This window comes from Flavobacterium hungaricum (assembly GCF_015182285.1).
GTDB lineage: Bacteria > Bacteroidota > Bacteroidia > Flavobacteriales > Flavobacteriaceae > Flavobacterium > Flavobacterium hungaricum.
Genome location: NZ_PRDM01000005.1, coordinates 1 through 23,519, shown reverse-complemented (window position 1 = coordinate 23,519; position 23,519 = coordinate 1). Strand labels below are relative to the sequence as shown.

21 protein-coding genes are annotated in these 23,519 nt (G+C 33.6%); 12 read left to right on the top strand and 9 right to left on the bottom strand.

What is annotated here, in order from left to right:
* Window positions 1–134 precede the first annotated feature (134 nt).
* Window positions 135–1,691 carry a hypothetical protein gene (locus C4F50_RS19525; protein WP_194140330.1) on the bottom strand — a complete coding sequence of 519 codons (1,557 nt, stop codon included), beginning with the start codon at window positions 1,689–1,691 and terminating at the stop codon, window positions 135–137.
* Between the two features lie 113 nt (window positions 1,692–1,804).
* Between C4F50_RS19525 and C4F50_RS19520 the strand changes: the two genes are divergently transcribed.
* Window positions 1,805–4,195, top strand: a complete 2,391-nt coding sequence (locus C4F50_RS19520) for a penicillin acylase family protein (protein ID WP_194140329.1) — start codon at window positions 1,805–1,807, stop codon at window positions 4,193–4,195.
* A 143-nt stretch (window positions 4,196–4,338) separates the two neighbouring features.
* Here C4F50_RS19520 and C4F50_RS19515 read toward each other — a convergent pair whose 3' ends face one another.
* The 5 genes from C4F50_RS19515 to C4F50_RS19495 form a co-directional block, all read right to left on the bottom strand.
* On the bottom strand, window positions 4,339–5,787 hold the full coding sequence (locus C4F50_RS19515; protein WP_194140328.1) for a serine hydrolase: 1,449 nt from the start codon (window positions 5,785–5,787) through the stop codon (window positions 4,339–4,341).
* 151 nt (window positions 5,788–5,938) lie between these two features.
* The gene (locus C4F50_RS19510) at window positions 5,939–7,462 is read right to left on the bottom strand and encodes a serine hydrolase domain-containing protein (RefSeq protein ID WP_194140327.1); all 1,524 of its coding nucleotides are present in this window, start codon (window positions 7,460–7,462) and stop codon (window positions 5,939–5,941) included.
* A gap of 197 nt (window positions 7,463–7,659) precedes the next feature.
* Window positions 7,660–8,466 carry a helix-turn-helix domain-containing protein gene (locus tag C4F50_RS19505; RefSeq protein ID WP_194140326.1) on the bottom strand — a complete coding sequence of 269 codons (807 nt, stop codon included), beginning with the start codon at window positions 8,464–8,466 and terminating at the stop codon, window positions 7,660–7,662.
* A gap of 10 nt (window positions 8,467–8,476) precedes the next feature.
* Complete coding sequence (locus C4F50_RS19500) at window positions 8,477–9,010, bottom strand: hypothetical protein (RefSeq protein WP_194140325.1); 534 nt, start codon at window positions 9,008–9,010, stop codon at window positions 8,477–8,479.
* Window positions 9,011–9,063: 53 nt separating this feature from the next.
* Window positions 9,064–9,657, bottom strand: coding sequence for a GNAT family N-acetyltransferase (locus C4F50_RS19495; protein WP_194140324.1), 594 nt, complete (start codon window positions 9,655–9,657; stop codon window positions 9,064–9,066).
* A 250-nt stretch (window positions 9,658–9,907) separates the two neighbouring features.
* On the opposite strand from C4F50_RS19495, the gene C4F50_RS19490 reads away from it, so the two are divergent.
* Window positions 9,908–11,248: an FAD-dependent oxidoreductase gene (locus C4F50_RS19490; RefSeq protein WP_194140323.1), complete on the top strand. Its 1,341-nt coding sequence runs from the start codon at window positions 9,908–9,910 to the stop codon at window positions 11,246–11,248.
* A 127-nt stretch (window positions 11,249–11,375) separates the two neighbouring features.
* Here C4F50_RS19490 and C4F50_RS19485 read toward each other — a convergent pair whose 3' ends face one another.
* A complete protein-coding gene (locus tag C4F50_RS19485) occupies window positions 11,376–12,893 on the bottom strand; it encodes a helicase HerA-like domain-containing protein (RefSeq protein ID WP_194140322.1) in 1,518 nt (505 codons plus the stop codon).
* A 381-nt stretch (window positions 12,894–13,274) separates the two neighbouring features.
* Between C4F50_RS19485 and C4F50_RS19480 the strand changes: the two genes are divergently transcribed.
* The 8 genes from C4F50_RS19480 to C4F50_RS19450 all read left to right on the top strand — a co-directional run bounded on the left by C4F50_RS19480 (window position 13,275) and on the right by C4F50_RS19450 (window position 19,753).
* Entirely contained in the window at window positions 13,275–14,099 is an 825-nt protein-coding gene (locus C4F50_RS19480) for a MotA/TolQ/ExbB proton channel family protein (protein WP_194140321.1), read from the top strand.
* Window positions 14,100–14,149: 50 nt separating this feature from the next.
* The gene (locus C4F50_RS19475) at window positions 14,150–14,761 is read left to right on the top strand and encodes an ExbD/TolR family protein (protein WP_194140320.1); all 612 of its coding nucleotides are present in this window, start codon (window positions 14,150–14,152) and stop codon (window positions 14,759–14,761) included.
* Between the two features lie 18 nt (window positions 14,762–14,779).
* Entirely contained in the window at window positions 14,780–15,346 is a 567-nt protein-coding gene (locus C4F50_RS19470) for an ExbD/TolR family protein (RefSeq protein ID WP_194140319.1), read from the top strand.
* Between the two features lie 30 nt (window positions 15,347–15,376).
* On the top strand, window positions 15,377–16,180 hold the full coding sequence (locus tag C4F50_RS19465; RefSeq protein ID WP_194140318.1) for an energy transducer TonB: 804 nt from the start codon (window positions 15,377–15,379) through the stop codon (window positions 16,178–16,180).
* Window positions 16,180–16,407: a hypothetical protein gene (locus tag C4F50_RS25715; protein WP_228012090.1), complete on the top strand. Its 228-nt coding sequence runs from the start codon at window positions 16,180–16,182 to the stop codon at window positions 16,405–16,407. The genes C4F50_RS19465 and C4F50_RS25715 overlap by 1 nt, the downstream gene beginning before the upstream one ends.
* A 6-nt stretch (window positions 16,408–16,413) precedes the next feature.
* Window positions 16,414–17,337 carry a PstS family phosphate ABC transporter substrate-binding protein gene (locus C4F50_RS19460; protein ID WP_194140317.1) on the top strand — a complete coding sequence of 308 codons (924 nt, stop codon included), beginning with the start codon at window positions 16,414–16,416 and terminating at the stop codon, window positions 17,335–17,337.
* 16 nt (window positions 17,338–17,353) lie between these two features.
* A complete protein-coding gene (locus C4F50_RS19455; protein WP_194140316.1) occupies window positions 17,354–19,021 on the top strand; it encodes a tetratricopeptide repeat protein in 1,668 nt (555 codons plus the stop codon).
* Between the two features lie 99 nt (window positions 19,022–19,120).
* Window positions 19,121–19,753, top strand: a complete 633-nt coding sequence (locus C4F50_RS19450; protein WP_194140315.1) for a 7-carboxy-7-deazaguanine synthase QueE — start codon at window positions 19,121–19,123, stop codon at window positions 19,751–19,753.
* Window positions 19,754–19,833: 80 nt separating this feature from the next.
* On the opposite strand, the gene C4F50_RS19445 is transcribed toward C4F50_RS19450, so the two are convergent.
* Together C4F50_RS19445 and C4F50_RS19440 are read right to left on the bottom strand one after the other, a co-directional pair.
* The gene (locus C4F50_RS19445) at window positions 19,834–20,379 is read right to left on the bottom strand and encodes a YfiT family bacillithiol transferase (RefSeq protein ID WP_194140314.1); all 546 of its coding nucleotides are present in this window, start codon (window positions 20,377–20,379) and stop codon (window positions 19,834–19,836) included.
* 20 nt (window positions 20,380–20,399) lie between these two features.
* Window positions 20,400–21,107: a class I SAM-dependent methyltransferase gene (locus tag C4F50_RS19440; RefSeq protein ID WP_194140313.1), complete on the bottom strand. Its 708-nt coding sequence runs from the start codon at window positions 21,105–21,107 to the stop codon at window positions 20,400–20,402.
* 72 nt (window positions 21,108–21,179) lie between these two features.
* Here C4F50_RS19440 and C4F50_RS19435 point away from each other — a divergent pair, with 72 nt between their 5' ends.
* Window positions 21,180–21,674, top strand: a complete 495-nt coding sequence (locus C4F50_RS19435) for a YkgJ family cysteine cluster protein (protein WP_194140312.1) — start codon at window positions 21,180–21,182, stop codon at window positions 21,672–21,674.
* A 96-nt stretch (window positions 21,675–21,770) separates the two neighbouring features.
* On the top strand, window positions 21,771–23,006 hold the full coding sequence (locus C4F50_RS19430; protein ID WP_194140311.1) for an ABC transporter permease: 1,236 nt from the start codon (window positions 21,771–21,773) through the stop codon (window positions 23,004–23,006).
* Window positions 23,007–23,519 lie beyond the last annotated feature (513 nt).

Sequence of the window (23,519 nt, the reverse complement as noted above, 5' to 3'; positions counted from 1 at the left end):
GGAACAAATGAAAAAAAATATTTTTTTTAAAAACCTGATAATTGTCAGGTTTGAAAATTGGTGAAAAAGTTTTTCGGTCCTGAATTCACTAATTATTTTAAAATAAAATTGGTGACTTCAGGACCGAAAATATATTAAATCAAAATCTTTTTCAAAGATTCAGCAATATTGCGCCATAAGAAATTGTAGAATGATTTTTCCTGAATGCGCTCTAGTTCCACATCGGCGGTTTTTGCCTTATCTTTTGAGTCGTTTTTGACAAGTAAATTAGCAATGGCACTCTTTATTTTGGCTTCTTTTTCTGGTTTTTTCTTTTTGAAAAGCTTTACCTTAAGATCATCGTAATCCAAAGAAGCATTTCCTTTTGAAGCGGCATCATTACCATAAAAATTAAAGCGGTATTTATGAAAGGCTCCGGTAAAAGAAGCATTCATGTACGGTTTGCTGAAATTTTGCATCGCTCTCACATCAAAATTTGAAATAACGCCCTGAATATGGAAACTGTCTTTTAGATCCAAAACATTAAAACTCCAATCGACATTCAAAGGTGATGCTTTCATAAAAATACAATTGATTTTAATTTTTACATCATCCATTTTCTTTAATCCAAAACCACTTCGCAGATTTGTTGCCTGCAGGTTGAATTGATCAAAATTTAAAACGCCCGGACCTTTAGAAAAATCCATTTCTTCTTCGTAAACCAGTTTTGATTTTAAAACTTGTAAAGTATCTATTTGTAATGGAAATTTAATATTTCGCAACAAATGATTGTACAAGTATTTTTTGCTCAAATCATCTTTTGGCATTTTCCCGCGATAAATATTAGCATTGAGATGATTCATGACAATGGAGGTCGCTTTAAAGAAAAAACGATCATTTTTAAATCCCCAATCCATTTTATTAATATCCGCAGAATCTAATTTTATGGTATAAATGTCTTTTTCTTTTGGTAATTGGCGTACAAAGTTTTTGCGGTCATACTGTGGCACTGCACTAAAATTATTAATTTTTGCATAATTATTTTCGGTGCTGATTTTTCCAATAGTAATGTGATAAAAATGACTTGGTCTGTAAAATAGACTGTCGCACATCAACGTATATTTTTTGTATTGAAGCGGCAGTTTCTCATTCAAAGTTGCATCGGTAATTAAAATTCCTTCCAGCTTTAAAATAATATTTTTGACACTAAAAAGCGTTTTGTCATTGTCTAAAGAAACCACATCAACAGTTCCGTCATTTAAGTAAATATTGCTGACAGCAACAATTTTTCTGAACGGTTCTACAATTTCGGTTTTAATGCTTTTGCTGCTATTCAATAATTTTTCGCCTTTTTTGTAAAGAATTACACGTGGTTTGTTAATGATGATGCTTTCTGCCTGAATAATATCTCTAAAAGCCAAATCCCAAATGTTGAAATGTTTGATGGTAATGGATTCAATTTTAGAAAACAAGCCATTTTTGCTGTCTTTAGGTTCGTTTTTAGGACTTACCAGTAAAGTTTGCGCATAAATATTTCTGGAGAAAAGAGAAACTTCTATTTTTTCGTAATTGATATTATAGGCTGTCTTGTTTTTTTCGTGTATTACAATTGGTAATTGTTTTTTAATCCAATAATTGAGTCCAATATTGATTAAAATCACAAAAACAAAGAGAGATATTATAACAATTGCTATTTTTTTATAGATTGACATTTATGCTATTAATTTTAATTACATAAATTTAGACTTTTAAAAACGGATGTCTCTTATAAAATTTTTAAGAAAAGTTACATCTTGCAAATTTTATCCTTTTACTTCTTTAAAATATGAGAATAATTAAAAAAATCCTTCTGACTCTTTTAGTTTTTATTATAGTAGCGGCTATTGGTTTATGGGCTTATATTTTTCATTTGAAACCGAAATACGAAGGCGAACTGGAATTGCAAAATCTTGAAAAAGAAGCCACAGTTTATTTTGATGAATTTGGAGTGCCGCACATTTATGCCGACTCAGAAAAAGACGCCATGAGAGTGCTTGGTTACGTTCATGCTCAGGAAAGATTATGGCAGATGGAATTATTGCGCAGAATTGCACCCGGAAGGCTTTCTGAGCTTTTTGGTTCGGTTGCACTGCAGAACGATAAATTTTTTGCAGGGATTGGGATAGAAGAAGCTTCCGCGAAAGCGATAGCAAAACTCGACAAAAACAGCGAAAGTTATGAAGTGACTCAAGCTTATTTGGACGGAATTAATCAATATTTAGAAGAAGGAGCAACGCCGATTGAGTTTACTTTGGTTGGAGTAAAAAAGCAAAAATTTACGATAAAAGACGTTTACAATATTTTCGGATACATGTCTTTCAGTTTTGCAATGGCCCAAAAATCGGATCCTTTGATGACCGATATTCGCAATAAATACGGAGCATCATATTTAAAAGATTTAGGGATTGAAGGAGAATTTAATACAACGAGAATTAAAATCTCTAAAGAAAAGGCAGCCGAATATGCCGAAATTTCAAAATCGGTTGCAGCAATGCTCGATCAATCGCCGGTGCCGCCTTTTGTAGGGAGTAACAGCTGGGTTGTAGGGCCTAAAAAATCCAAAACTGGAAAAGTGATTTTTGCAAACGATCCGCATATTGGGTTTTCGCAGCCGGCAACTTGGTACGAAGCGCATTTAATTACACCAAAGTTTGAATTGTACGGCTGTTATTTGGCCGGAACGCCATTTCCGCTTTTAGCACATAATCGTGATTACGCTTACGGATTAACAATGTTCGAAAATGACGACATCGATTTTTATCAGGAAAAAAATAAATCTGATGATCCCAATCAATATCAAACACCAACTGGTTTTGCTTCCTATGAAGTACGAAAAAAGACCATTAAAGTAAAAGACACTTCGGATGTTGTTCTGAGTATAAAATCAAGCCGCCACGGACCTATTATGAATGATTTTATGGATCGTCTGGAAAAGAAGAATCCGATTGCAATGTTATGGACTTATACGAATCAGCCTATTCAGATTTTGGATGCCGCTTACGGACTTTCTCATGCTAAGAATAAGGAGGATTTTAAAAATGCGGTCAAATTAATTGCCGCGCCAGGATTAAATGTAATGTATGGTGACGCCAAAGGAAATGTCGGCTGGTGGGCTTCTGGAAAATTGTACCGACACAATGAAGGCGTCAATACGTTTTTAATTTTGGATGGAGCCAGCGGAAAAGACGACATCAAGCAGTATTTAGATTTTGATAAAAATCCATCAGCAGAAAATCCAGAATGGGGATACATCTATTCTGCCAATAATCAGCCGGAAGCTATTGATAACGGCTATTTGTATCCGGGTTATTACCTGCCGGAAGATCGTGCTAAAAGAATTTCGGGAATTCTGAACGCAAAATCGGATTGGGATAAAGAAGCGATAAGTAAAATGATTTACGACAATACTTCTGATGTTGCTCCTCTAGTGGTTAAGAATTTGATTTCGAGTTTAGATAACAAAACGCTTTCTGCCGAAGAAAAAGAGGTACTCGATGTCTTGAAATCTTGGAAAGGGACAAACAATCTGCAGGATATTGCGCCGACGATTTACAACAAATGGATTTATCTGTATTTGAAAAACACTTTCGAAGACGAAATGGGCAAAGAGAATTTTAAATTGTTTTTGGATATTTCTGCTGGAAAACAGATTATTGCCAGACAAATTACAAATGAAAGTTCTGTTTGGTGGGATAATGTGAAAACTAAAAACATAAAAGAAACCAGAACAGAAATTGTTTCAAAATCGTTTCATGATGCGGTTGCGTCATTGCAAATGCAGCTTGGAAATGAAATTTCAGATTGGAAATGGGGTAAAGTTCATACTCTCGAACACGAACATCCGCTTGGAAAAGTAAAAGCGCTGAGAGGCATATTTAATGTAGGACCATTTGATTCTCCCGGATCAAACGAAGTCATTAATAATTTATTTTTCGGTTTTAATGAAGAAGGAAAATACTATACCAAAGGCGGTCCGTCAACCAGAAGAATCATTGATTTTGCAGATGTAGAAAATAGCTGGAGTATTCTGCCAACGGGACAATCTGGAAATCCGTTTAGTAAACATTACGACGATCAAGCCGAAATGTACAATGCAGGAAAATTTAGAAAAATGAAATTGAATAAAGAGGAAATTGTTAAGACTTCTACAAAATTAATATTGAAACCGAAGAAGTAGTTTTTGTTTAAGGTTTCAAGTTTCAAGTTTCAAGTTTCAAGTTTCAAGTTTCAGGTTAGAAAAAACTTTGTCAAAGTTCTAAACTTTGACAAAGTTGACATTTCTAGTTGTTTAAAATCTTTGCGCCTTTGCAGTTTTGAACTTTACTTCGTGATTTCTGCCAAAACTTTTTTGCCGCCTTCATTAGTCGGATCCAATTCTACCGATTTTTTATAATTTACAATGGCTAGTTTTTTATCACCGTCGGCCAAATATGCTTCACCCAGACTATCGTAAGCATTTCCAGATTTTGGAAAAGTTTCAGTATTGATTTTAAAAACTTCAATAGCTTCTTTCTTTTTTCCATCCTGCAATAATTGATAACCCACACGATTTATATCGCCTTCTTTGATGGCGTAAACAGGGTCATTTTTTAATTTCTTATACGCTTCGTTCCCCGCCGTGAGACCTTTTGCAGTATAAATATCTAATAAATCCAGCGCCAATGATTTTTTTGGCTGGTTAAAAGGCTGCTTGTATAAAATAGCCTTAATTGCATCGTTCATTTCACCTAAAACCGTTCCGCCGGTATTATTCAATAAAACGATCAAATTTTTATCTGCAGGATAACGCGAGATAATGGTGTTAAAACCATTTATTCCTCCTCCATGTCCTACAGTTTTAATCTTGTCTTTAGTTCCATTATCAACTTCATCAATAAACCAGCCATAACCGTAAGAAGCTCGTCCTGCACTTATGTAAGGTTTAAATAAAGATTCCATAGCTTTTTCTGAAAGCAGTTTAGTAGTATAAAGTGCCTGATCCCATAAATATAAATCTTCTACAGTCGAATATAAAGAACCCGCTGCATACGGAATACTCATATCAAGATAGGCTGCATTGACCACTTTTTTACCGTGTTTTTCATAGCCGGCCGCTCTGTTTTTTAAGATAACATCGCTGTGATCGTAACCCGAATTAACCATTTTCAAAGGCGTAAAAATTATTTCCTGTAAATACTGTTCGTAGGTTTTGCCTGAAATTTTCTCAATGATATATCCTAATAAGAAATAACCGGAATTAGAGTAATTAAATTTTTCACCAGGAGTAAATTCTAATGGTAAACTAGAAAAAGTTTTGACAAACTCTTCTGGGGTATACGGATTTCGGGCTTTGTCTTTAAAGAAATTTGGCGCACTGGTATAATTTGGAATTCCAGAAGTATGAGTCAATAAGTGATGAATCGTAATTTTATCTCCATTCTCTTTTGGATAATCTTTTAGGTAAGTCGTAATCGGAACATCTAGTTTTATTTTACCCTCTTCAGCTAATTTTACAATCAGCAATGCCGTAAATTGTTTGGAGATAGAACCTAATCTAAATTTGGTGTCCGCTTGATTTGGAATATTCCATTCCATGTTGGCTTCGCCAAAACCTTTTTTAAAGATTACTTTTCCGTTTTCTGCCACCAAAGCAGCACCATTAAATTGTCCGTATTCTTTATATTTATTTAAAAGATCTTCAATTTGCCTGGCTTTATCCTGTGCAGTTGCAATGGATGTCGAAAGCAGGACCAAAAAAGATAATGCAATTAGTTGGATTGATTTTTTCATAATTGATGATTTGGTTTAGGATTAATAAATGATTCGTTTTTTGATTGATGATTGAAACTTTGTAATTGTTAGTGTATCAGTTAATTAATCGAAATTACGATTTTTTTGATGAAACTTTTAAACGCTTACAAAATGTTAGACGACCAAATTTTCATTTGGTTTCAATCGCAATCAATTTTTTTCCATTTTCTCCTAAATAATGTGTAATTATCTTTTCGTAAACCTTATACCCATCGTCAACGTTGGTAAAAATCAAGACTCCTTCTTTTGTTTTTGGCAGTATAAAAGCCAGTGTCTGCACACCTTTGTCTGCTCCGCCGTGTGAAAGGGCATATTCGCCGTTTCCAAAATCATAAATTTCAAAACCAAGCCCAAAATATTTATCCTTTTTAGTTTGTATTTGGTGCGCATTCATCTCTTCAAAAACTTTTTGAGATAAACCCTCGCCATTCATCACACTGCATAAAAAAGTTCCATAATCCGATAGTGTAGTCATAAGGTCATCAGCTGCGTTTGCCGTTTTAATTTTGGTAGGTTCATAGGCATTTCCCTTATTATCATAACCAATTGCAAATCTTGTAAGGTCAATTTTATCGTTCCAGACCAATTGAGAATCATTCATTTTAAGGGGTTTAAAAATCAATTCGTCTGCCAGCTGGTCTAGTTTTTTGTTGAATTTCTTTTCCAAAGCTTTACGCAGATATTCAAAACCTTCTCCTGAATATTGGTATTTTGTACCAGGTTTAAATTTAAAATCGAGTTTTCCAGATTCGTTCATATGCCTCCAATTCGGAAAACCCGTTTGATGGCTTAAAATAATTCTTGTAGTCAACAATTTATAATTTGGATCGTTCTTGATGTCCGGATCGATCCAGTATTTATCCAGCGGTTCGTCCAAATTCCATTTTCCTTGACTTACCAATTTTAAAGTAACCATCGCTGTGATTGGTTTTGTAAGTGAAGCCACATTCCAGATAGTATTATAGGGAGCTGTAACTCCTTTTTTAAGTTCGCCAAAAACTTTTACTTCTTGTAGTTTTCCGTTAGTTATAACTCCAATTCCAAGAGCTGGAACATTATTTTGCGCCAGCCATTTTTTAATTTCCTGATCGTTATCAAAAATATCTGATTTTGTGCCTGCAGTATTGGCGTTTTGATGATCGTAACTAAAAGATCTTCTCAGTTTCCAAATACCGTTGTTAAGTAACCATACATGAGTAAACCGTGCCGTGCTGCCAAAATTTTCTTTTGCATTTGCAAGGGATTCATTTTTGGAGACTGATTTTTCATAAAACTGATGAATTCCCATCTGCATTGCGCCATACAGAACGCCTTTTTTGTATAACGGATAAACTTCGGTGCTATTTGGGACTAAGTATCTTCGGGCTTTATAGCTTTCAATAGAACCGCACAAGCCTTTTTTAAGATTATGAAGAAACAATGCTTTGTCTGAAATACTGTCTTTATCGTGATAAAACTCAAAATCTGCGCTTAACAAATTTTCAAACTGTGAAATGTCGCATGTATTAAAACCTACATTAAAAAGAAGACTGTCTTTTGACATAATAGTTTTGTACAATTCGGAGTTTTTTTCTTCCTGAGAAAATCCCGTTAGAGTTGAAAAAAATAGAATTCCGATAAGAATAATTTTTGAAATTGAATTGATGATTTTCATTGTGATTGATTGGATTGATGATTAAAAGTTTAAATGTAATTGATTAACACATAGAAACATAGGTTTTTTTGCTGCCAAAAGAAGAACGTACTATGCAATACATTCTGTAAACTATGCCTCTAGGTGTTAAAAACTAATTTAAACGTTTTGCAAAAATACCTCACTCAAGATTTTGGAAATTGTACAAAAGCGAAATTTTATCTTTTTTGCGAAAGAAAATAAGAATCAGGATTGAATGTCTTTGGAGTTGCTTTGGTCACATCTTTAAACTTTCGAATAAAATGCGATTGGTCAAAGTATTTGTTGTAAAGGGCAATTTCGGTTAGACTCATTTTTTCTAAATCAGTATTTACCATTTGGTCAACCGATTTTCTGAATTTTAGAATCTGAATGTATTTTTTGATCGTAAGCCCAGTTGCGGTTTTAAATTTAATCTGGAGTAAACGCTGTGAAGATTGTAACTGCAATGCAATTTCAGAAACAGAAATTTCGTCTTCCTTATTTTTGATTATTTCACAGATTTTTTCAACGCTGTTTTGGCTTGGATTTAAGTCGGATAATTGTTCACAATAACCATTGGTCGTTTCTAACAGTTTTTCGACAGGATTAGCAATAGTAATTCTAAAAGGAAGTGTTTCACTGTCGATTTTAATTATCGAATCGGTAAAATTGCTTAGATCATATTTGGTAAACATCGAAAGTGTCCATGCATGAAGCTGTAAGATGGTGACTTTAGTTTTTGGCTGGATATTCACCAAAACTTTATTCGTCATTTGCGAACAAAAGTAAAAACCTTCATTCATTTCGTATTTCTTTTTGCTGGTATGAACCTCTATAGCGTTGCCGCTTACAATGGCCATATTAAAACATCCGTTTGGCAAAACAAGTTTGTTTTCAATCAGACTTTCGCCGAATGAATTATCCAAACACCATATTTTATTGACAAATCTTTCGGATTTTTGCGATACGTAATGTTCGGAATACAGTTTTAAGTTGTCAGACATAAAAATATTTTTATCGGACTGTTGCAGCTTTAATTTCTAATGAGTTTGTCAACTCTTTGAAAGAATTTAAATAAGTATTAAACTCTGCCGAATCTTTAGCAGAAAGTACCACTGTAAAAATACTTGTTTTAGATTCGATGACTAATAAAGCTTCTTTTCGTCCATTGGGATAAGTGTAGGTTACGATCTTGTATTTTCCAGTCAGGAAATTATTTGGTTTTAAATTGTCAAAAGTGAGATCGAGATTTTGAATACTAATATCTGGAATGTTATTTTTTAAACCTGTATTATTTCCTTCAATCCAAGCATTTAAATCTGGAGAAGATTCGTAATCCAATCCAAGAACATACATATAGGTCCTGTCGCTGACATTTTTTGCTTCAGGTTTTATAAGAAACGGAATTTCTTCGTTAGGCGACTGAAGCCAGCTGTTAGGAATACTCACAAAAAGTAAGTGCTTTTTGCCTACAATCATTTTTGTTTGTCCGTAAGAGTTTAGAAAACTAATTGAAATTAAGAGGAATAAGAAAAGTTTTTTTTTCATGTATTTTAATAATGATCAACAGAAATTTTAGAGGCTAAAGTAAACAATTACAATTATAAAAACTCTTCGAAATAAGTATTCTTAGTTTTTTCCCATTCTTCCAAAATGACACTGTAATAAACATCATCTTTGCTTTTTCCTTCAGAATCTACATAGTTATTTCTAAAAAGACCTTCTTTTTTAGCGCCCAATTTTTCGATTGCTTTTTGAGAACGCAGATTCTCAAGATCGGCACTAAATTGTATTCTTCTAAACTGAATCTTTTCGAAACCAAAATTCAGTAATTCAAATTTACAGGCTTTATTCAAACCAGTTCCTTGAAAAGCTTTTCCATACCACGTCCAGCCAATTTCGCATTTTTGACTTGCATGATTCAAATAGCCATAGCGAGTGCTTCCTGCTGCTTTATTCTTTGCTTTATCTATAATAAGAAATGGATAACACATTCCAGTTTCTTTTTGTTTTAATGTACTTTGAATATAGTTTTCAAAATCCTGATCGCTTCGGATGTACATTCCCATATACTTCCAGATTTCATCATCAAAAATGATTTCTTTTAGTTCGATGTTTCTTTCGCTTTCAAACGGAATCAACAATACTTTTTCGTTTTCTAAGATTATATTGGAGTGTAAAATTTCGCTGTTCATAAACTTTCTTAAATAGTTTGTAATGATTTTAAAGCAAAACTAATTGTTTAATAATTGTAAATAAATTTAATAAAATAACAATTTGTTATAAAAATATAAAATTATTTATACCTGTTTTGAACTGAAAAAATTAAAAAGAATAATTAAAGTAAAAGTCTTTTTCTATCTATAACAGTAAATATTTCCTTTATTTTTAAGGTCTTGTGTTTTTATTACTTATTTTTACAATCTTATTATTAGATTTTCCTTGATGCAAACTTCACTAAAAATTGCAGTTGTCGGTTCTGGATTAGTCGGATCGCTTTTGGCAATTTATCTTAAAAAAGCAGGTCACACCGTTCATGTTTATGATCGCAGTCCTGATATTCGTAAAATAAATTTTTCTGGACGTTCTATAAATCTCGCTATGTCTAATCGTGGCTGGAGAGCACTTGATGCGGTTGGAGTTGGAGATTCTGTACGCGAAATAGCAATTCCGATGGACAAACGCGCGATTCATTTGGTCGATAAACTGAATTTTCAGAATTATGGTCAAGACGGAGAAGCGATTTATTCTATTTCTAGAGGAAGATTAAATAGAAAAATGATTGATCTTGCCGAAAATGCGGGAGCCGAATTCTATTTTGAACAGAAAATCTGGGACGTTACCATGAGCGACGCAACGCTTCATATCGGCGAAAGCGAAAGAGGCGAGTGGGAAGAAAAAAAATACGATATGGTTTTTGGCGCTGATGGGGCGTTTTCGAGAATCCGCCATAGAATGCAGCGTCAGAGTATGTTTAACTATTCGCAGGAATTTTTAAATGTAGGTTATAAAGAATTAAATATTCCAGCAAATCCCGACGGAACCCATAAATTAGACAAAAACTCGTTTCATATCTGGCCTCGAGGTGAATACATGTTAATTGCGCTTCCAAACTTAGACGGCAGTTTTACTTGTACACTTTTTATGCCGTTTGAAGGCGAAAATTCTTTTGCATCGTTAACAGATCGTAAAGAAGTGGAAGATTTCTTTGCAAAGAAATTCCCTGATTCTATTGAGGTAATTCCAGAATTAGCAAATGATTTCTTTAACAATCCGACAAGTACATTGGTTACAATGAAATGTTTTCCGTGGACGTATGAAGATAAGATTGCTTTGATCGGTGACGCGTGTCATGCTATTGTTCCATTTTATGGACAGGGAATGAATGCCGGTTTTGAAGATATTACCGTTTTGAACGAAATGATTGAGAAATACGGAAATGATTGGAAAAAGATCTTCTCAGAATATCAGATTTCCCGTAAACCAAATGCCGATGCGATTGCAGAACTTTCGTATCGAAATTTCATGGAAATGAGCACCAAAACGGCCGATGAAAAATTCCTGCTTCAAAAGAAAATAGAAAAAGCATTTTCGGATAAACATCCTGATAAATGGATTCCCCTTTACAGTCGTGTTACTTTTAGCGATCGTCCTTATGCTGAAGCTTTGGCGATTGGCGATTACCAAAACGGAATTATGGAAGAAGTGTTGAGAATAGAAAATATTGAAAATATTTGGGACACTCCAGAAGTAGAAACTAAAATATTAGAATTACTGTCTAGATAATTTATAAGTTCATTACAGCCCAAAACTGTTGTCCTTAAACTCTTTTTGACCGAGACTACAAAATAAAACCCGACATGTTTTAAACTGTCGGGTTTTGCTTTTATAACTATAGGGATCAAATATTTTTTTACTTCTTAAAGATTTTTGTCAAAACACCAAAAACGCCTCTTATGAAGGTAGCGCTTGTAACGACTTTTAGAACAGATTTGGTTACTACTTCTGTAGTAGTTGGTCCCGCTTTAGAAGATTTAGCTGGAGCTTGTTGTTCTTGTTCTGCCACTGCTTGGTTGGCTTGATCAATTTTTTTTGTCAAGATTTCGTAGGCGCTTTCGCGATCAATTTCTTCGGCGTATTTTTTTACCAGTTTCGATTTGCCGTTTATGGCAGCGATTTCTTCTGATGATAAAATATCCATTCGGCTCATTGGTGCACGCATCATAGTTGCAACCAAAGGAGTCGGAATACCTTTTTCATTCAACGCTGTAACCAAAGCTTCACCGATTCCAAGACTTGTTAATAATTCGTCCGTTTTATAATATTCAGAAGTTGGGTAATTGTCTGCCGTTTTCTTAATTGCCTGACGGTCATTAGCGGTAAAAGCTCTCAAAGCATGCTGGATTTTTAATCCCAATTGCGCCAAAACACCACTCGGAACATCCATCGGGTTTTGTGTTACAAAATAAACACCAACACCTTTTGAACGAATTAGTTTTACAATCGTTTCGATTTGCTCCAGAAGTGCTTTGCTGGCTTCATTAAATATTAAATGCGCTTCATCAATAAAAATAACCAGCTCCGGCTGCGAAGCATCTCCTTTCTCAGGCATTTTTTGATAAATCTCTGCTAAAAGGCTCAACATAAAAGTCGAGAATAATTTTGGTTTATCTTGAATATCTGTTAAACGAATGATATTTACGTAACCTTTTCCGTTTTCGTCGATGCGCATTAAATCATCCGTTTCAAACGAAAGTTCGCCAAAAAACAAATCACCGCCTTGTTGTTCGAGTTCAATAATTTTTCTTAAAATCGTTCCCGTTGTCGAAGTTGAGATTTTGCCATAATTGGCAGTAATTTCTTCTTTGCCTTCTTCGGTAATATAATTAATAACCTTTTTAATGTCTTTAAGGTCTAACAAGGGCATTTGGTTGTCGTCGCAATATTTAAAAATAACTGCAATAACTCCCGCCTGAGTATCATTAAGGTCTAATATTCTGGAAAATAAAACAGGTCCAAATTCAGAAACCGTTGCGCGCAGGCGAACACCGTCCTGTTTAGAAAGTGACATCAATTCTACAGGAAAAGCAGATACATTAAAAGGAATGTCAATTTTAGCGTGACGCTCTGTGATAAAACCTTCTTCTTTTCCTTCTTTGGCAATACCACTAAAATCTCCTTTAATATCCATCATCAAAACAGGAATTCCAGCATTCGAAAGCTGTTCCGAAAAAACCTGAATCGTTTTAGTTTTTCCAGTTCCGGTTGCTCCCGCAATCAGTCCGTGTCGGTTTAAAGTTTTAAGCGGAATTTTGACATGAGCTTCTGCAAGCGGCTCACCGTCAAGCATTGCGCCCCCAAGAATAATGCTGTCTCCCTTAGATGCATAACCATTATTTATAGCAGCAATAAAATTGTCTTTTTTATTCATTTTTTTATTTGTAATTTAGTTGGTTATATGAGTGTTGCTTGTATTTTAGGCATTTTTGTGATGGTTTTTTTTAGTAAGAAAAAGCTTTTTTTGATTGAATTATAAATAAAAAAAAAATTCGCAGCTTTTTAAGAAGATATCAACGGAATCTTTGAATATTTACTAAAACGTTGTAATTTTTCTAATTATCGACCTTTTTTTTGTTTTATCTAAAAAATGACGCTGACAAATTAATGAGATATTTTTTAAATTGAAGTTAAATTTCGGTCAATAAAATTAAAAAAAGTTTTTTTATTTAAACTAAACGTATAAATTTGCTCCTCTACAAGTTAAATATAACTAAAAAATAAAAATTATTTAAAACTATTAAAATTAAAAAAAATGGCAAACGTTAAAGTTAAAAAAGAAAGCACTTCAAATGGGGGAGGAATGGTTACTGGAATCATTATTGCAGCGTGTATTATAGTGGGGGTGTTTATTTGGAAATTTATCATGGGAGATTCTGCTAACTTCGAGGGCGGAAATTCAGAAACTGGTCATCCACTTAATACTTTAGGAATGGTATATAAAGGAGGTTTCATTGTACCAGTATTATTAGGTATGTTTTTAATGGTTGTTGTTTTTTCTATTGAAAGATTTATCGTTATCTCTAAAGCTGCTGGAAAAGCAAACTTAGATGCATTTATGAGAAACGTTCAAGGAAGTATTAAAGAAGGAAACATCGAGGCTGCTATCGCTTCATGTGACAAACAACAAGGTTCAGTTGCAAATGCAATTAAATCTGCTTTGATTAAATATCAAGATGTTAAGAAAGAAGGTTTCAACAGTGAAGAAGCTTCAGAAGTAATCCACAAAGAAATCGAAGAGGCTACTTCATTAGAAATGCCAATGTTAGAGAAAAACATGACTATCATCTCTACTTTAGTATCTTTAGGTACATTAGGAGGATTATTAGGAACTGTATCTGGTATGATTAAAGCGTTTGGTGCGTTAGCTTCTGCTGGTACTCCTGACCAAGCTGCTCTTGCAACAGGTATCTCTGAGGCACTTATCAACACTGCAACAGGTATCTCTACTTCTGTATTAGCGATTATCTCTTACAATTTCTTTACTGCTAAAATTGACGATTTAACTTACTCTATTGATGAGGCTGGTACTACTATCGTTAATACTTACAGAAAATTCAGAGGAAGCTTAAGACAATAATTAATTTTTGATATTAATTTTTTATATCAAAAAAACAAAATAAAAAGATAATGGCTAAAATAAAAATGAAAAAAAAGTCGACATCGACAGACATGACTGCGATGTGTGATGTTGCATTCCTTTTGCTAACGTTCTTTATTTTGACCGCTACTGCTAAAGTGCCAGAGGCACTACCTGTAGATACGCCTTCATCTACTGTACAAAGTAAATTACCAGATTCTGATTTGGCAATTATTACAGTAGGAAAAGGAAAAGTATTTTTTGACATCAAAGGAAGAGAGCTTCGTAAAAGAACTCTTGAAGGAATGGGTGCAAAATATGGTGTAACATTTTCTGAAGATGATAAAGCTAAATTTGCATTGATGGACGATTTTGGTGTACCAGTTGCAGGGTTAAAGTCTATCATTGATATGAAAGCAGCGGACAGAACCAAAGCAAATCAAGGTGGAATTCCGTTGGATTCGTTAGATAATCAATTAAAAGATTGGCTTTTAGTTTCTAGAAGAGCGGCAATTGATTTAGATGACAAAGAATTGCAGATTGCGATAAAAGGAGATGCAAAAGAAGAATATCCAAAAATTAAAAAAATTATGGATATCCTACAAGATCAGAAAATCAATTCCTTTAACTTAGTTACTGGAATGAGAGGAAAAGACTTTTAATTAAAAAACATACACTAAATGGCTGAATTAAATACCGGCGACGGCGGTGGTGGTAAAGGTGGTAAAGTAAGAAGCAAAAAACAAAGCTCGAAGGTCGATTTGACGGCGATGGTGGATTTGGCATTCTTGTTGATTACATTCTTTATGTTAACTACTTCGTTGTCTAAACCTCAATCGATGGATTTGTCATTGCCTAATAAAGATGAAAATGACAAGCCAACTGATAATACTAAGGTAGATGAGAATCGAACTATGACAGTAATGTTAGGGGATGATAATAAGATGGTTTACTATATGGGATTATTAGAAACTCCTAAAGTGGGGCCTAAAGATATTGCATATGGTAAAGATGGTATTCGTAGAGAATTGTTAAAACAAAAGAAAAATGTTTTAGCTTATTCTGCTGCTAAAGGAAAACCAGACCAAGGAATAATTGTGATTATCAAACCAACTAAAAAATCAAATTACCGTAATTTGGTTGATATTTTGGATGAGATGGCAATTACTAAAGTTGAAACTTATGCGATTGTTCCTGAGTTTACTGCAGAAGAAACGAAATTGATAGATAAACCAGCTGCTCAATAAGCTTTTTTATCAAATTAAAAATCAAGAGATATGAAATTAGATATTATAAAAAATCAGTGGCTTGATATCGTATTCGAAGGACGTAATAAGATATATGGTGCATATGAGTTAAGAAAATCAAACGGTAAGACTACTGTAAAAGCGCTTATCATTGGTTCGATTATTTTTAGCTTTGCTGTTGCAGCTCCTCTTATTGTTAGTTTATTACCTGATTCTGGAGAAGAAGAAGTGAATACAGATATTAAGATTGCTACGGTAAAATTACCTCCTAAACCAAAAGAGGAAATTAAACCAAATCAACCGCCGCCGCCACCGCCGCCGCCAAAAGTGGATCAGGTGAAGTTTGTGAAACCGGTTGTTGCAAAAGCAGAAGAAGTTACCGAAGATCCACCAAAAATTGTGGATTTAAAGGACAAAAAAGTAGGTGCTGAAACTATCAAAGGAGATCCAGATGCAGTTTTAACTGTAGATGAGCCAGTTGGTAAAGGTCCAGTTGCCGAAGTAGTACAAGAAGATAACACTGTATACAACACAGCTGGTATCGAAGTAAAACCAGATTTCCCAGGAGGTATTGAGAAATTCTACAAATTCGTAGGAAACAATTACAAAACTCCAGAAGAAGAAGGTCTTAAAGGTAAAGTTTACGTTACGTTTGTAGTTGAAAAAGACGGGTCATTAACAGATATTAAAGTTTTAAGAGATATCGGTTATGGTACAGGAGCAGAAGCAATTCGTGTTCTTAAAAAATGTCCAAAATGGACTCCCGGCGAGCAAAATGGTAAAAAAGTTAGGGTATTATACTCGCTTCCTATTACTATTCAATCTGCAGAATAATGTTAAAAGATATGCTTAATAATATTCAGAAGAAATCGCTCAAAGAGCGATTTCTTCTTGTTTTAGGAATACTGTTTTTTTTAATTTATCTTGTGCTGGGTTTAATGATCATGTTTTGGGAAAAACTTCCGTTAAACATGGAAACTAAATACAGATATGCTTTTGGCGGATTGCTGATAGTATATTCCGCAATTAGATTTTTGAGATTAATTAATTCAAAAGAATAATAAAATATGTTGAAATATAGTAAGGTATTGGCTTTGTTTATTTTTGTCTTTTTGTTTGCCATGTGTAACCAAAAAAGCAAGAATGAAGCGCAGAAAGAAACTATTTTAAAAGGAGCTGTTGATATTACTGTTGATGAAACAGTAAAGCAAATTGTAGATGATCAGGTAGCTGTTTTTGAAGGAACTTACTATGATGCAAAAATTACGGTAAAATCAAAATCAGAAGCTGAAGTTATCAATGATTTATTGAACCAAAAAGCAAAAATTGCGATTACAGCCCGTGATTTGACCGCTGAGGAAAAAGCGCGTTTTGAGAAAAGTAAGATTAATCCACGTGTTACCCCTTTCGCTCAAGATGCCGTTGCATTTATTTCAAATAAAAGCAATAATGATACTTTAATTGCGTTGAAAAACGTAATCGATTTTATGCAGGGAAAAGGAGATTCTAGAATCAAAGGATTGGTTTTTGATAATCCGAATTCTAGTACGGTTCGATATATGAAAGAATTGGCTAAGATTAAAGACGTTCCAAAAACCGGAGTTTTCTCTTTTAAAACAAATGACGAAGTTATTAAGTTTGTTTCGGAAAATGATGGGATGATTGGAATTGTTGGTGTAAATTGGCTTTCGCAGCCTTCACCAAATACGACAGACTTAATCAAGAAAATTAATGTTTTGAGTGTAAAAGGGTTGAATAGTGATAAATATTACAGTCCTACTCAAAATGACTTGGCAGAAGCAAAATATCCTTTGGCACGTGATTTGTTTATAATCAATTGTCAGGGTTATTCTGGACTTGGAATGGGGTTCGCTTCATTCATTGCGGGTGATATCGGACAAAGAATCGTTTTAAAATCAGGGTTGCTTCCTATTAATACGCCAGGAAGAAAACTGAAAATAAGAAGTGAAATTATAAAAGATAACGAATAAATTAATTACGATAAAGATGAATAAATTTAAAATTTTTAGTCTTGCCTTAGTTGTCTCAGCTACTGCGGCAAAAGCGCAAGACATCAATCAGGCAAAAAAGGCAATTGATGCAGAACAATTTGATAAAGCAAAAGGTTTGTTGAAATCAATCATTAAAGCAAAACCTTCTGATGGTGAAGCAAATTTTGTTTTAGGAAATGTTTACTTAAATCAATCTGTTGTTGATTCTGCTAAAATTTATTACCAAAATGGTTTACAGGCTTCTGATAAGAAAAACTTAAATTATATTGGTTTAGGTCAATTGGATTTAGATGCTAAAAATAGTGCTGCTGCTCAAGCTAATTTTACTTTAGCTACAAAAGATATGAAACGTAAAGATGTAAATGAATTTATTTACATTGGTAGAGCTTATATTAATTCTGAGAACCCAGATTATAAAACAGCAATCACCACTTTACAAAAAGCATTAGCAATTGAACCTCAAAATGCTCAAGCTTTGTTAGCAATTGGGGATGCATATTATGGAGATAAGAACCAAAATGATGCTTACAAAGCATATCGTGATGCTTTTACAGCAGATAATACTTTGTTAAGAGCAAAAATGCAATTAGGGGTTTTATTGAAAAATGCAAAATCGTATGACGAAGCAATTAAATCATTTAATGAAGTTATAGCTTTAGATGCTAATTACGGACCAGTGTACAGAGAACTTGCTGAAACATATTACAAATGGGCAAGAAACAAACCTTCAACTGCTAAGACTAATTTGCAAAATGCAATTACAAACTATGAGAAATATTTAAGTTTAACAGATTATTCTCTTGATTCTAAAATGCGTCACGCAGATTTCTTGATTTTGGTAAAAGATTACAAAAGTTTAGAAACTGTAGCAAACAAAATGATTGCTGAGGATAAAGTTAATCCAAGAATTTATAGATATTTAGGATACGCAGCTTACGAAAACGGAAATGTTGACGTTGCGATTAAATCTATCGAAGATTACATGAAAGTTCCTTCAAACAAAGTAATTGGTAGAGATTATTTATACTTAGGTTTGGCAAAAATCAAAAAAGGAACTGATGCTTCTGGTGTTGTACAGCAAGCAGCTTTTGATGCTGGATTTGCAGATATCAAAAAAGCAATTGAGTTAGAGCCTTTAGCCGTTGAAGAATTGGCTGATTTTGGAAAAGCTTTATTCGGTAAAAAACAATATACTCAAGCTGCAGCAATTTTTGAACTTGGAGCAAGCAACAAAGAATCTAAGAATTATTTGGATGATGCTGTTTATTATGGTATTTCTGTTTATTACGGTAATGCTTCAAAACCTGCAGAAAGCCGTGATAAAGCTGCTTTAGAGAATGCAGATGCAACTTTTGATAAAGTTTTAGTCGCTTCGCCAAGTTATGATGAAGCATACTTATACAAAGGAAGAATCAATAGTGCATTAGACAAAGATGATTTAACGATCAAAAACTATGAAGAATATGTAGCTAAAACTACTGCAAAAGGTGCAGAAGAATTAGCAAAACCTGCAACAGTGAAAAAAGTTGTTGAAGCTTACAATTCAATTGGAGCGGCATATGCAAATACTGACAAAGTAAAAGCGGTAGAGTATTTTAATAAAACTTTGGTTTTAGACCCTGCAAATACTTACGCAGCACAATCTATTAAATCTTTAAAATAATTTAGATTTTAGTTCAAATAGTAAAACCCGATAGTTCAAAAAACTATCGGGTTTTTTGTTCATATATTATTGACTATCTTTGCACTTTAAAATAATAAAATGTTACCAAAAGAAATACAATTAGAAGTAAATAAAGGAGCAATGCTGCCTTTGATGGAAGAGTTTTATACCATTCAAGGAGAAGGATCACATACGGGCAGGGCTGCTTATTTTATTAGAATTGGGGGATGTGATGTAGGATGTCATTGGTGTGATGTAAAGGAAAGCTGGAATGCAGAAAATCATCCGCCAACAAGTATTGACCTAATTGTTCAAAACGCTGCAAAATATGCAGACACAGTTGTGGTAACTGGAGGCGAGCCATTGTCTTGGGACATGACGCTTTTGACACAAAAATTAAAGGAGAGTGGTTTGAAAGTCCATATTGAAACTTCTGGAGCTTTTCCGTTATCAGGAACTTGGGATTGGATTTGTCTTTCACCTAAAAAAAATAAACTGCCGACAAAAACCGTTTATGATAATGCACATGAACTTAAAGTAATTATTCATAACAAACACGACTTTATTTTTGCAGAGGAACAAGCGGAACAAGTAAATGATAATGCAATTCTTTTTTTACAGCCGGAGTGGAGTAAGAAAGAAGAAATGACACCGCTCATTGTTGATTATGTAATGAATAATCCAAAATGGAGAGTGTCGCTGCAGACGCATAAATATTTGAATATACCATAAACAAAAAAATCTCTTCATATGAAGAGATTTTTTTGTTTACTGAAAAGGATGCAAATGTGTAAAAAGGATACAATATGCTTTTAATCCCAATTTTTATGTTTCTTCAAAGAAGTTATATGTGCTAAATGGTGATTTCCATGCCAGGCATAAGTGCCAATAATCTTTTTCAATTTGTTTTCAGAATTGTCTGAGGGATGAACAAAGGTTTTTTCTAAATCATTTTCTGATAAGTTTTTCATGATGTAAGCTATTCTAAAATGAAGGCCTTTTAATAAATCAAGTGTCGGTTGGACAGGCATTTTTAAATTATCAGGAAGCTCAGACCACATCACTTCATCATAAGCTTTAATAACAGGATTGTTTTCAGTCAAAGTCCATTTTATTCTTATGAAACAATTCATATGGCTTTCAGCACAATGATGAATCACTTGTCGCACAGTCCATCCGCCTGGGCGATAAGGAGTGTCCAGCTGCTCGTCTGTAAGATGAGCAGTTTCTTTTTCTAATTTTTCTGGCAGATTTTCAATTTCTTTAATTTTTTCAGAAAGATATTCGTTCGAATAGTTTTCTGGGGCAATAAATTTTCCGATCGGATATTTTAATTTTTCTAAATCTCGTTCCGTCATAGTAAAAGCATTTTTTATTTTTAAATAGAAAGTTTGGCTAAATAATCGAAATGTTCTCCTTCCGTAATTAATTCACAAGTCAAACCATTTGAAATTGCAACATTTTGAAGCGTATTGTAATCCAGATACAGCCAATCAAAAGAATCTTCTTTTTCGCCTTTGTAACTTATATTAAAAACAAGCTCCCCATAATAATCATTATCAGACGGAATCCACTTACCGCCGTCTTCGTCTTCATCAAACATATAAATAATGTCTGAACTGTCAATTAAAATTTGACCGCCCGGATTCAAAAGAGATTTTAACTTGGATAAATAAGTATTGCAATTTTTCAATTTTCCAAAAATTCCCGTCCCGTTCATTAAAAGTAAAATGGTGTCAAATTTTTCTCCTTCAAAATCCAAAATATTTTTAACTTCAGCATTCTTTACGCCTCTTAGTTTGCAAGTTTCAACTGCCTTTGTTGAAATGTCTATTGCTGTTACTTCTAGATTTCTTTCATTTTGCAATGATAAAGTGTGGCTTCCTGCCCCGCATCCAACATCCAAAACTTTGCCTTTAGCGAGCTGCAGTGCTTTTTGCTCGATTTGAGGCATTTCGTTATAAGTACGAAAAAGATATTCGATGCTCATTTCGTCTTCTTCAGAAATAGAAGTTTCTGTTATAATGTCCTCAGGGTTATTGTTCGTTTGGAAATCGAATATCGCTTTCCCAAAAAGATCTTTCATTGTTTTAATTCAAAGATTAAGGTTTCAAGTTTAAAGTTGCTTAATTTTGCAGTTCAACTTTTAATTATAAACTTGAAACAAATTTTAAACAACTTAAATAAGTTAGCCAAAGATAGGCATAACGAAAACAAAAAGTATTTCGATAAGCTCAAAAAGAAACAGCCTAAGAATTTAGATTATGTAATGCAGGATTTGCACGATGCAGAATTTAAAAAGACAGATTGTTTGCAGTGTGCTAATTGCTGTAAAACAACGGGGCCGTTATTTACTTTAGCCGACATCGAAAGAATTTCAAAACATTTCCGTCAAAAGCCCCAGCAGTTTATTGATCAATATCTGAGAATTGATGAAGATCAGGATTATGTTTTGCAAAATGTTCCATGTACTTTTTTAGATAATGAGAATTATTGCATGATTTATGACGTGCGTCCAAAAGCATGTCGGGAGTTTCCGCATACAGATAGAAAGAAATTCCATCAGATTTCTAACTTAACTTTAAAAAATGTTGCAATCTGCCCAGCAGCTTTTAATATCGTAGAGGAAATGAAGAAAAAACTTCCGCTGTAAAACTTGAAATCGTTAATTGTTTTTAAGAGAATCTGATTTTCTCTTTTTAAAACGTATTTTTGAATAGATTAATAACTTTAAGAAATCTCTTTTAAATTGAATTTAGAATATTTTATAGCCAAAAGACTTATTACTGCAAAAGATTATAAGAGCAGTATTTCGGCACCTATAATTAAAATCGCGATTTCTGCAATTGCAATCGGAATTATTATGATGATTGTTTCTGTAGCAACCGGGATTGGTCTGCAGAAAAAAATCCGTGATAAAGTTTCCGCATTCAATGGGCAGGTTATTATTTCGAATTATGACAATAACAATTCAGATATTACTTTAATTCCAATATCAAAAAAGCAGGATTTCTATCCAGATTTCAAAAGTGTCCCAGAAGTGAGCCATATTCAGGCAATCGCAACTAAAGCTGGAATTATAAGAACTGAAAATGCATTTGAAGGGATTGTTTTTAAAGGAGTGGGTGCAGACTATGATTGGAATAATATCAAAGAGTATATTGTACAAGGCAAGCTGCCTGATTTTACAAAAGCATTGAACGAAGATGTTATAATTTCAAAATTTCTTGCCGATAGATTAAATCTGAAACTTGGGGATCAATTCAATACTTTTTTTATAAAAGAAGAGCAGGGTAAACTGCCCAACAGTCGTCGATTTAAAATTGCAGGTATTTTTAATTCTGGATTTCAGGACTTTGATGCAACATACATAATAGGTGATATCAGACATGTTCAAAGAATTAATAAGTGGAATGAAGATCAGATTGGCGCTTTCGAAGTATTTGTAAAAGACTTTAGTGCTATAGAGTCAACGGGTAATCAAATTTATGAACAGACATCATCAAATCTTGATACAAAAACGATTGTAAAAAAATACAGCTATATTTTTGACTGGCTTCAATTGTTCGACTTTAATATTGTTATAATATTAGCCGTAATGATTTTGGTGGCGACTATCAACATGGTGGTGGCATTGCTGGTCCTGATTTTAGAAAGAACACAAATGATTGGAATTCTTAAATCAATGGGAGCAAATAACTGGACAGTTCGCAAAGTCTTTTTGTATAATGCCTTTTACTTAATTGTTCGAGGATTGTTTTGGGGAAATCTAATTGGTATTACTTTATTATTGTTGCAGCAGCAATTTGGAATAGTTCAATTAAATCCTGAAAACTATTATGTCAACCAAGCACCTGTTTATCTAAACTGGATGTACATCTTATTGTTAAACCTGCTTACTATAACAGTTTGTTTTTTGGTTCTTTTGATTCCGTCTTATATAATAACAAAGATATCTCCAGTAAAAGCAATCCGCTTCGATTGATAATAACGAAATAATAATTCTCATCTCCAACCCGACAGTTTTTCAAAACCTGTCTGGTTTGTTTTTGCTTGTTCTATTATATATAAGTGTAAAATCATTTCTCTTAATAATCCTTTCTGTTTTTAATTCGGCATTTCAGGAATTTGGAGTTTGATGATATGGAGCTGTTACCTGCTTTTTGCTGTATCTTTTGTTTTTTAAAGGAAAAAACAAAAGGATGCCGCTTCAATCAGGGCTGGGCAGACATTTTGAAAAGATGGTTATGTTGTAAAATCAGCTGAAAGGACTGCTTAAATCTGAAAATTCCACAAAAGTCGCTGTTGCAAACCCTTTGAAAATAACAAAAACACACCTGAAAGAAGAAAAAACTTACGTTATTTTAAAAAACTTTGATTTGTAAAGCTGCTGTTATCAAAGAGTTAAGAAAAACGGTTAAAAAAGATGGGAAAAATGTAAAATAAAAGCTTGTTAATGTAAATAAAGGTGCTACTTTTGCACCCGCAACAACGAAAG

Coding starts and splice junctions, on each gene's coding strand:
- C4F50_RS19495 (WP_194140324.1), bottom strand. CDS start 9,657: ATGAACAGCGAAATTTTACACTCCAATATAATCTTAGAAAACGAAAAA.
- C4F50_RS19500 (WP_194140325.1), bottom strand. CDS start 9,010: ATGAAAAAAAAACTTTTCTTATTCCTCTTAATTTCAATTAGTTTTCTA.
- C4F50_RS25715 (WP_228012090.1), top strand. CDS start 16,180: ATGTTAAAAGATATGCTTAATAATATTCAGAAGAAATCGCTCAAAGAG.
- C4F50_RS19470 (WP_194140319.1), top strand. CDS start 14,780: ATGGCTGAATTAAATACCGGCGACGGCGGTGGTGGTAAAGGTGGTAAA.
- C4F50_RS19520 (WP_194140329.1), top strand. CDS start 1,805: ATGAGAATAATTAAAAAAATCCTTCTGACTCTTTTAGTTTTTATTATA.
- C4F50_RS19460 (WP_194140317.1), top strand. CDS start 16,414: ATGTTGAAATATAGTAAGGTATTGGCTTTGTTTATTTTTGTCTTTTTG.
- C4F50_RS19455 (WP_194140316.1), top strand. CDS start 17,354: ATGAATAAATTTAAAATTTTTAGTCTTGCCTTAGTTGTCTCAGCTACT.
- C4F50_RS19510 (WP_194140327.1), bottom strand. CDS start 7,462: ATGAAAATCATCAATTCAATTTCAAAAATTATTCTTATCGGAATTCTA.
- C4F50_RS19450 (WP_194140315.1), top strand. CDS start 19,121: ATGTTACCAAAAGAAATACAATTAGAAGTAAATAAAGGAGCAATGCTG.
- C4F50_RS19505 (WP_194140326.1), bottom strand. CDS start 8,466: ATGTCTGACAACTTAAAACTGTATTCCGAACATTACGTATCGCAAAAA.
- C4F50_RS19440 (WP_194140313.1), bottom strand. CDS start 21,107: ATGAAAGATCTTTTTGGGAAAGCGATATTCGATTTCCAAACGAACAAT.
- C4F50_RS19445 (WP_194140314.1), bottom strand. CDS start 20,379: ATGACGGAACGAGATTTAGAAAAATTAAAATATCCGATCGGAAAATTT.
- C4F50_RS19485 (WP_194140322.1), bottom strand. CDS start 12,893: ATGAATAAAAAAGACAATTTTATTGCTGCTATAAATAATGGTTATGCA.
- C4F50_RS19480 (WP_194140321.1), top strand. CDS start 13,275: ATGGCAAACGTTAAAGTTAAAAAAGAAAGCACTTCAAATGGGGGAGGA.
- C4F50_RS19465 (WP_194140318.1), top strand. CDS start 15,377: ATGAAATTAGATATTATAAAAAATCAGTGGCTTGATATCGTATTCGAA.
- C4F50_RS19515 (WP_194140328.1), bottom strand. CDS start 5,787: ATGAAAAAATCAATCCAACTAATTGCATTATCTTTTTTGGTCCTGCTT.
- C4F50_RS19490 (WP_194140323.1), top strand. CDS start 9,908: ATGCAAACTTCACTAAAAATTGCAGTTGTCGGTTCTGGATTAGTCGGA.
- C4F50_RS19475 (WP_194140320.1), top strand. CDS start 14,150: ATGGCTAAAATAAAAATGAAAAAAAAGTCGACATCGACAGACATGACT.
- C4F50_RS19525 (WP_194140330.1), bottom strand. CDS start 1,691: ATGTCAATCTATAAAAAAATAGCAATTGTTATAATATCTCTCTTTGTT.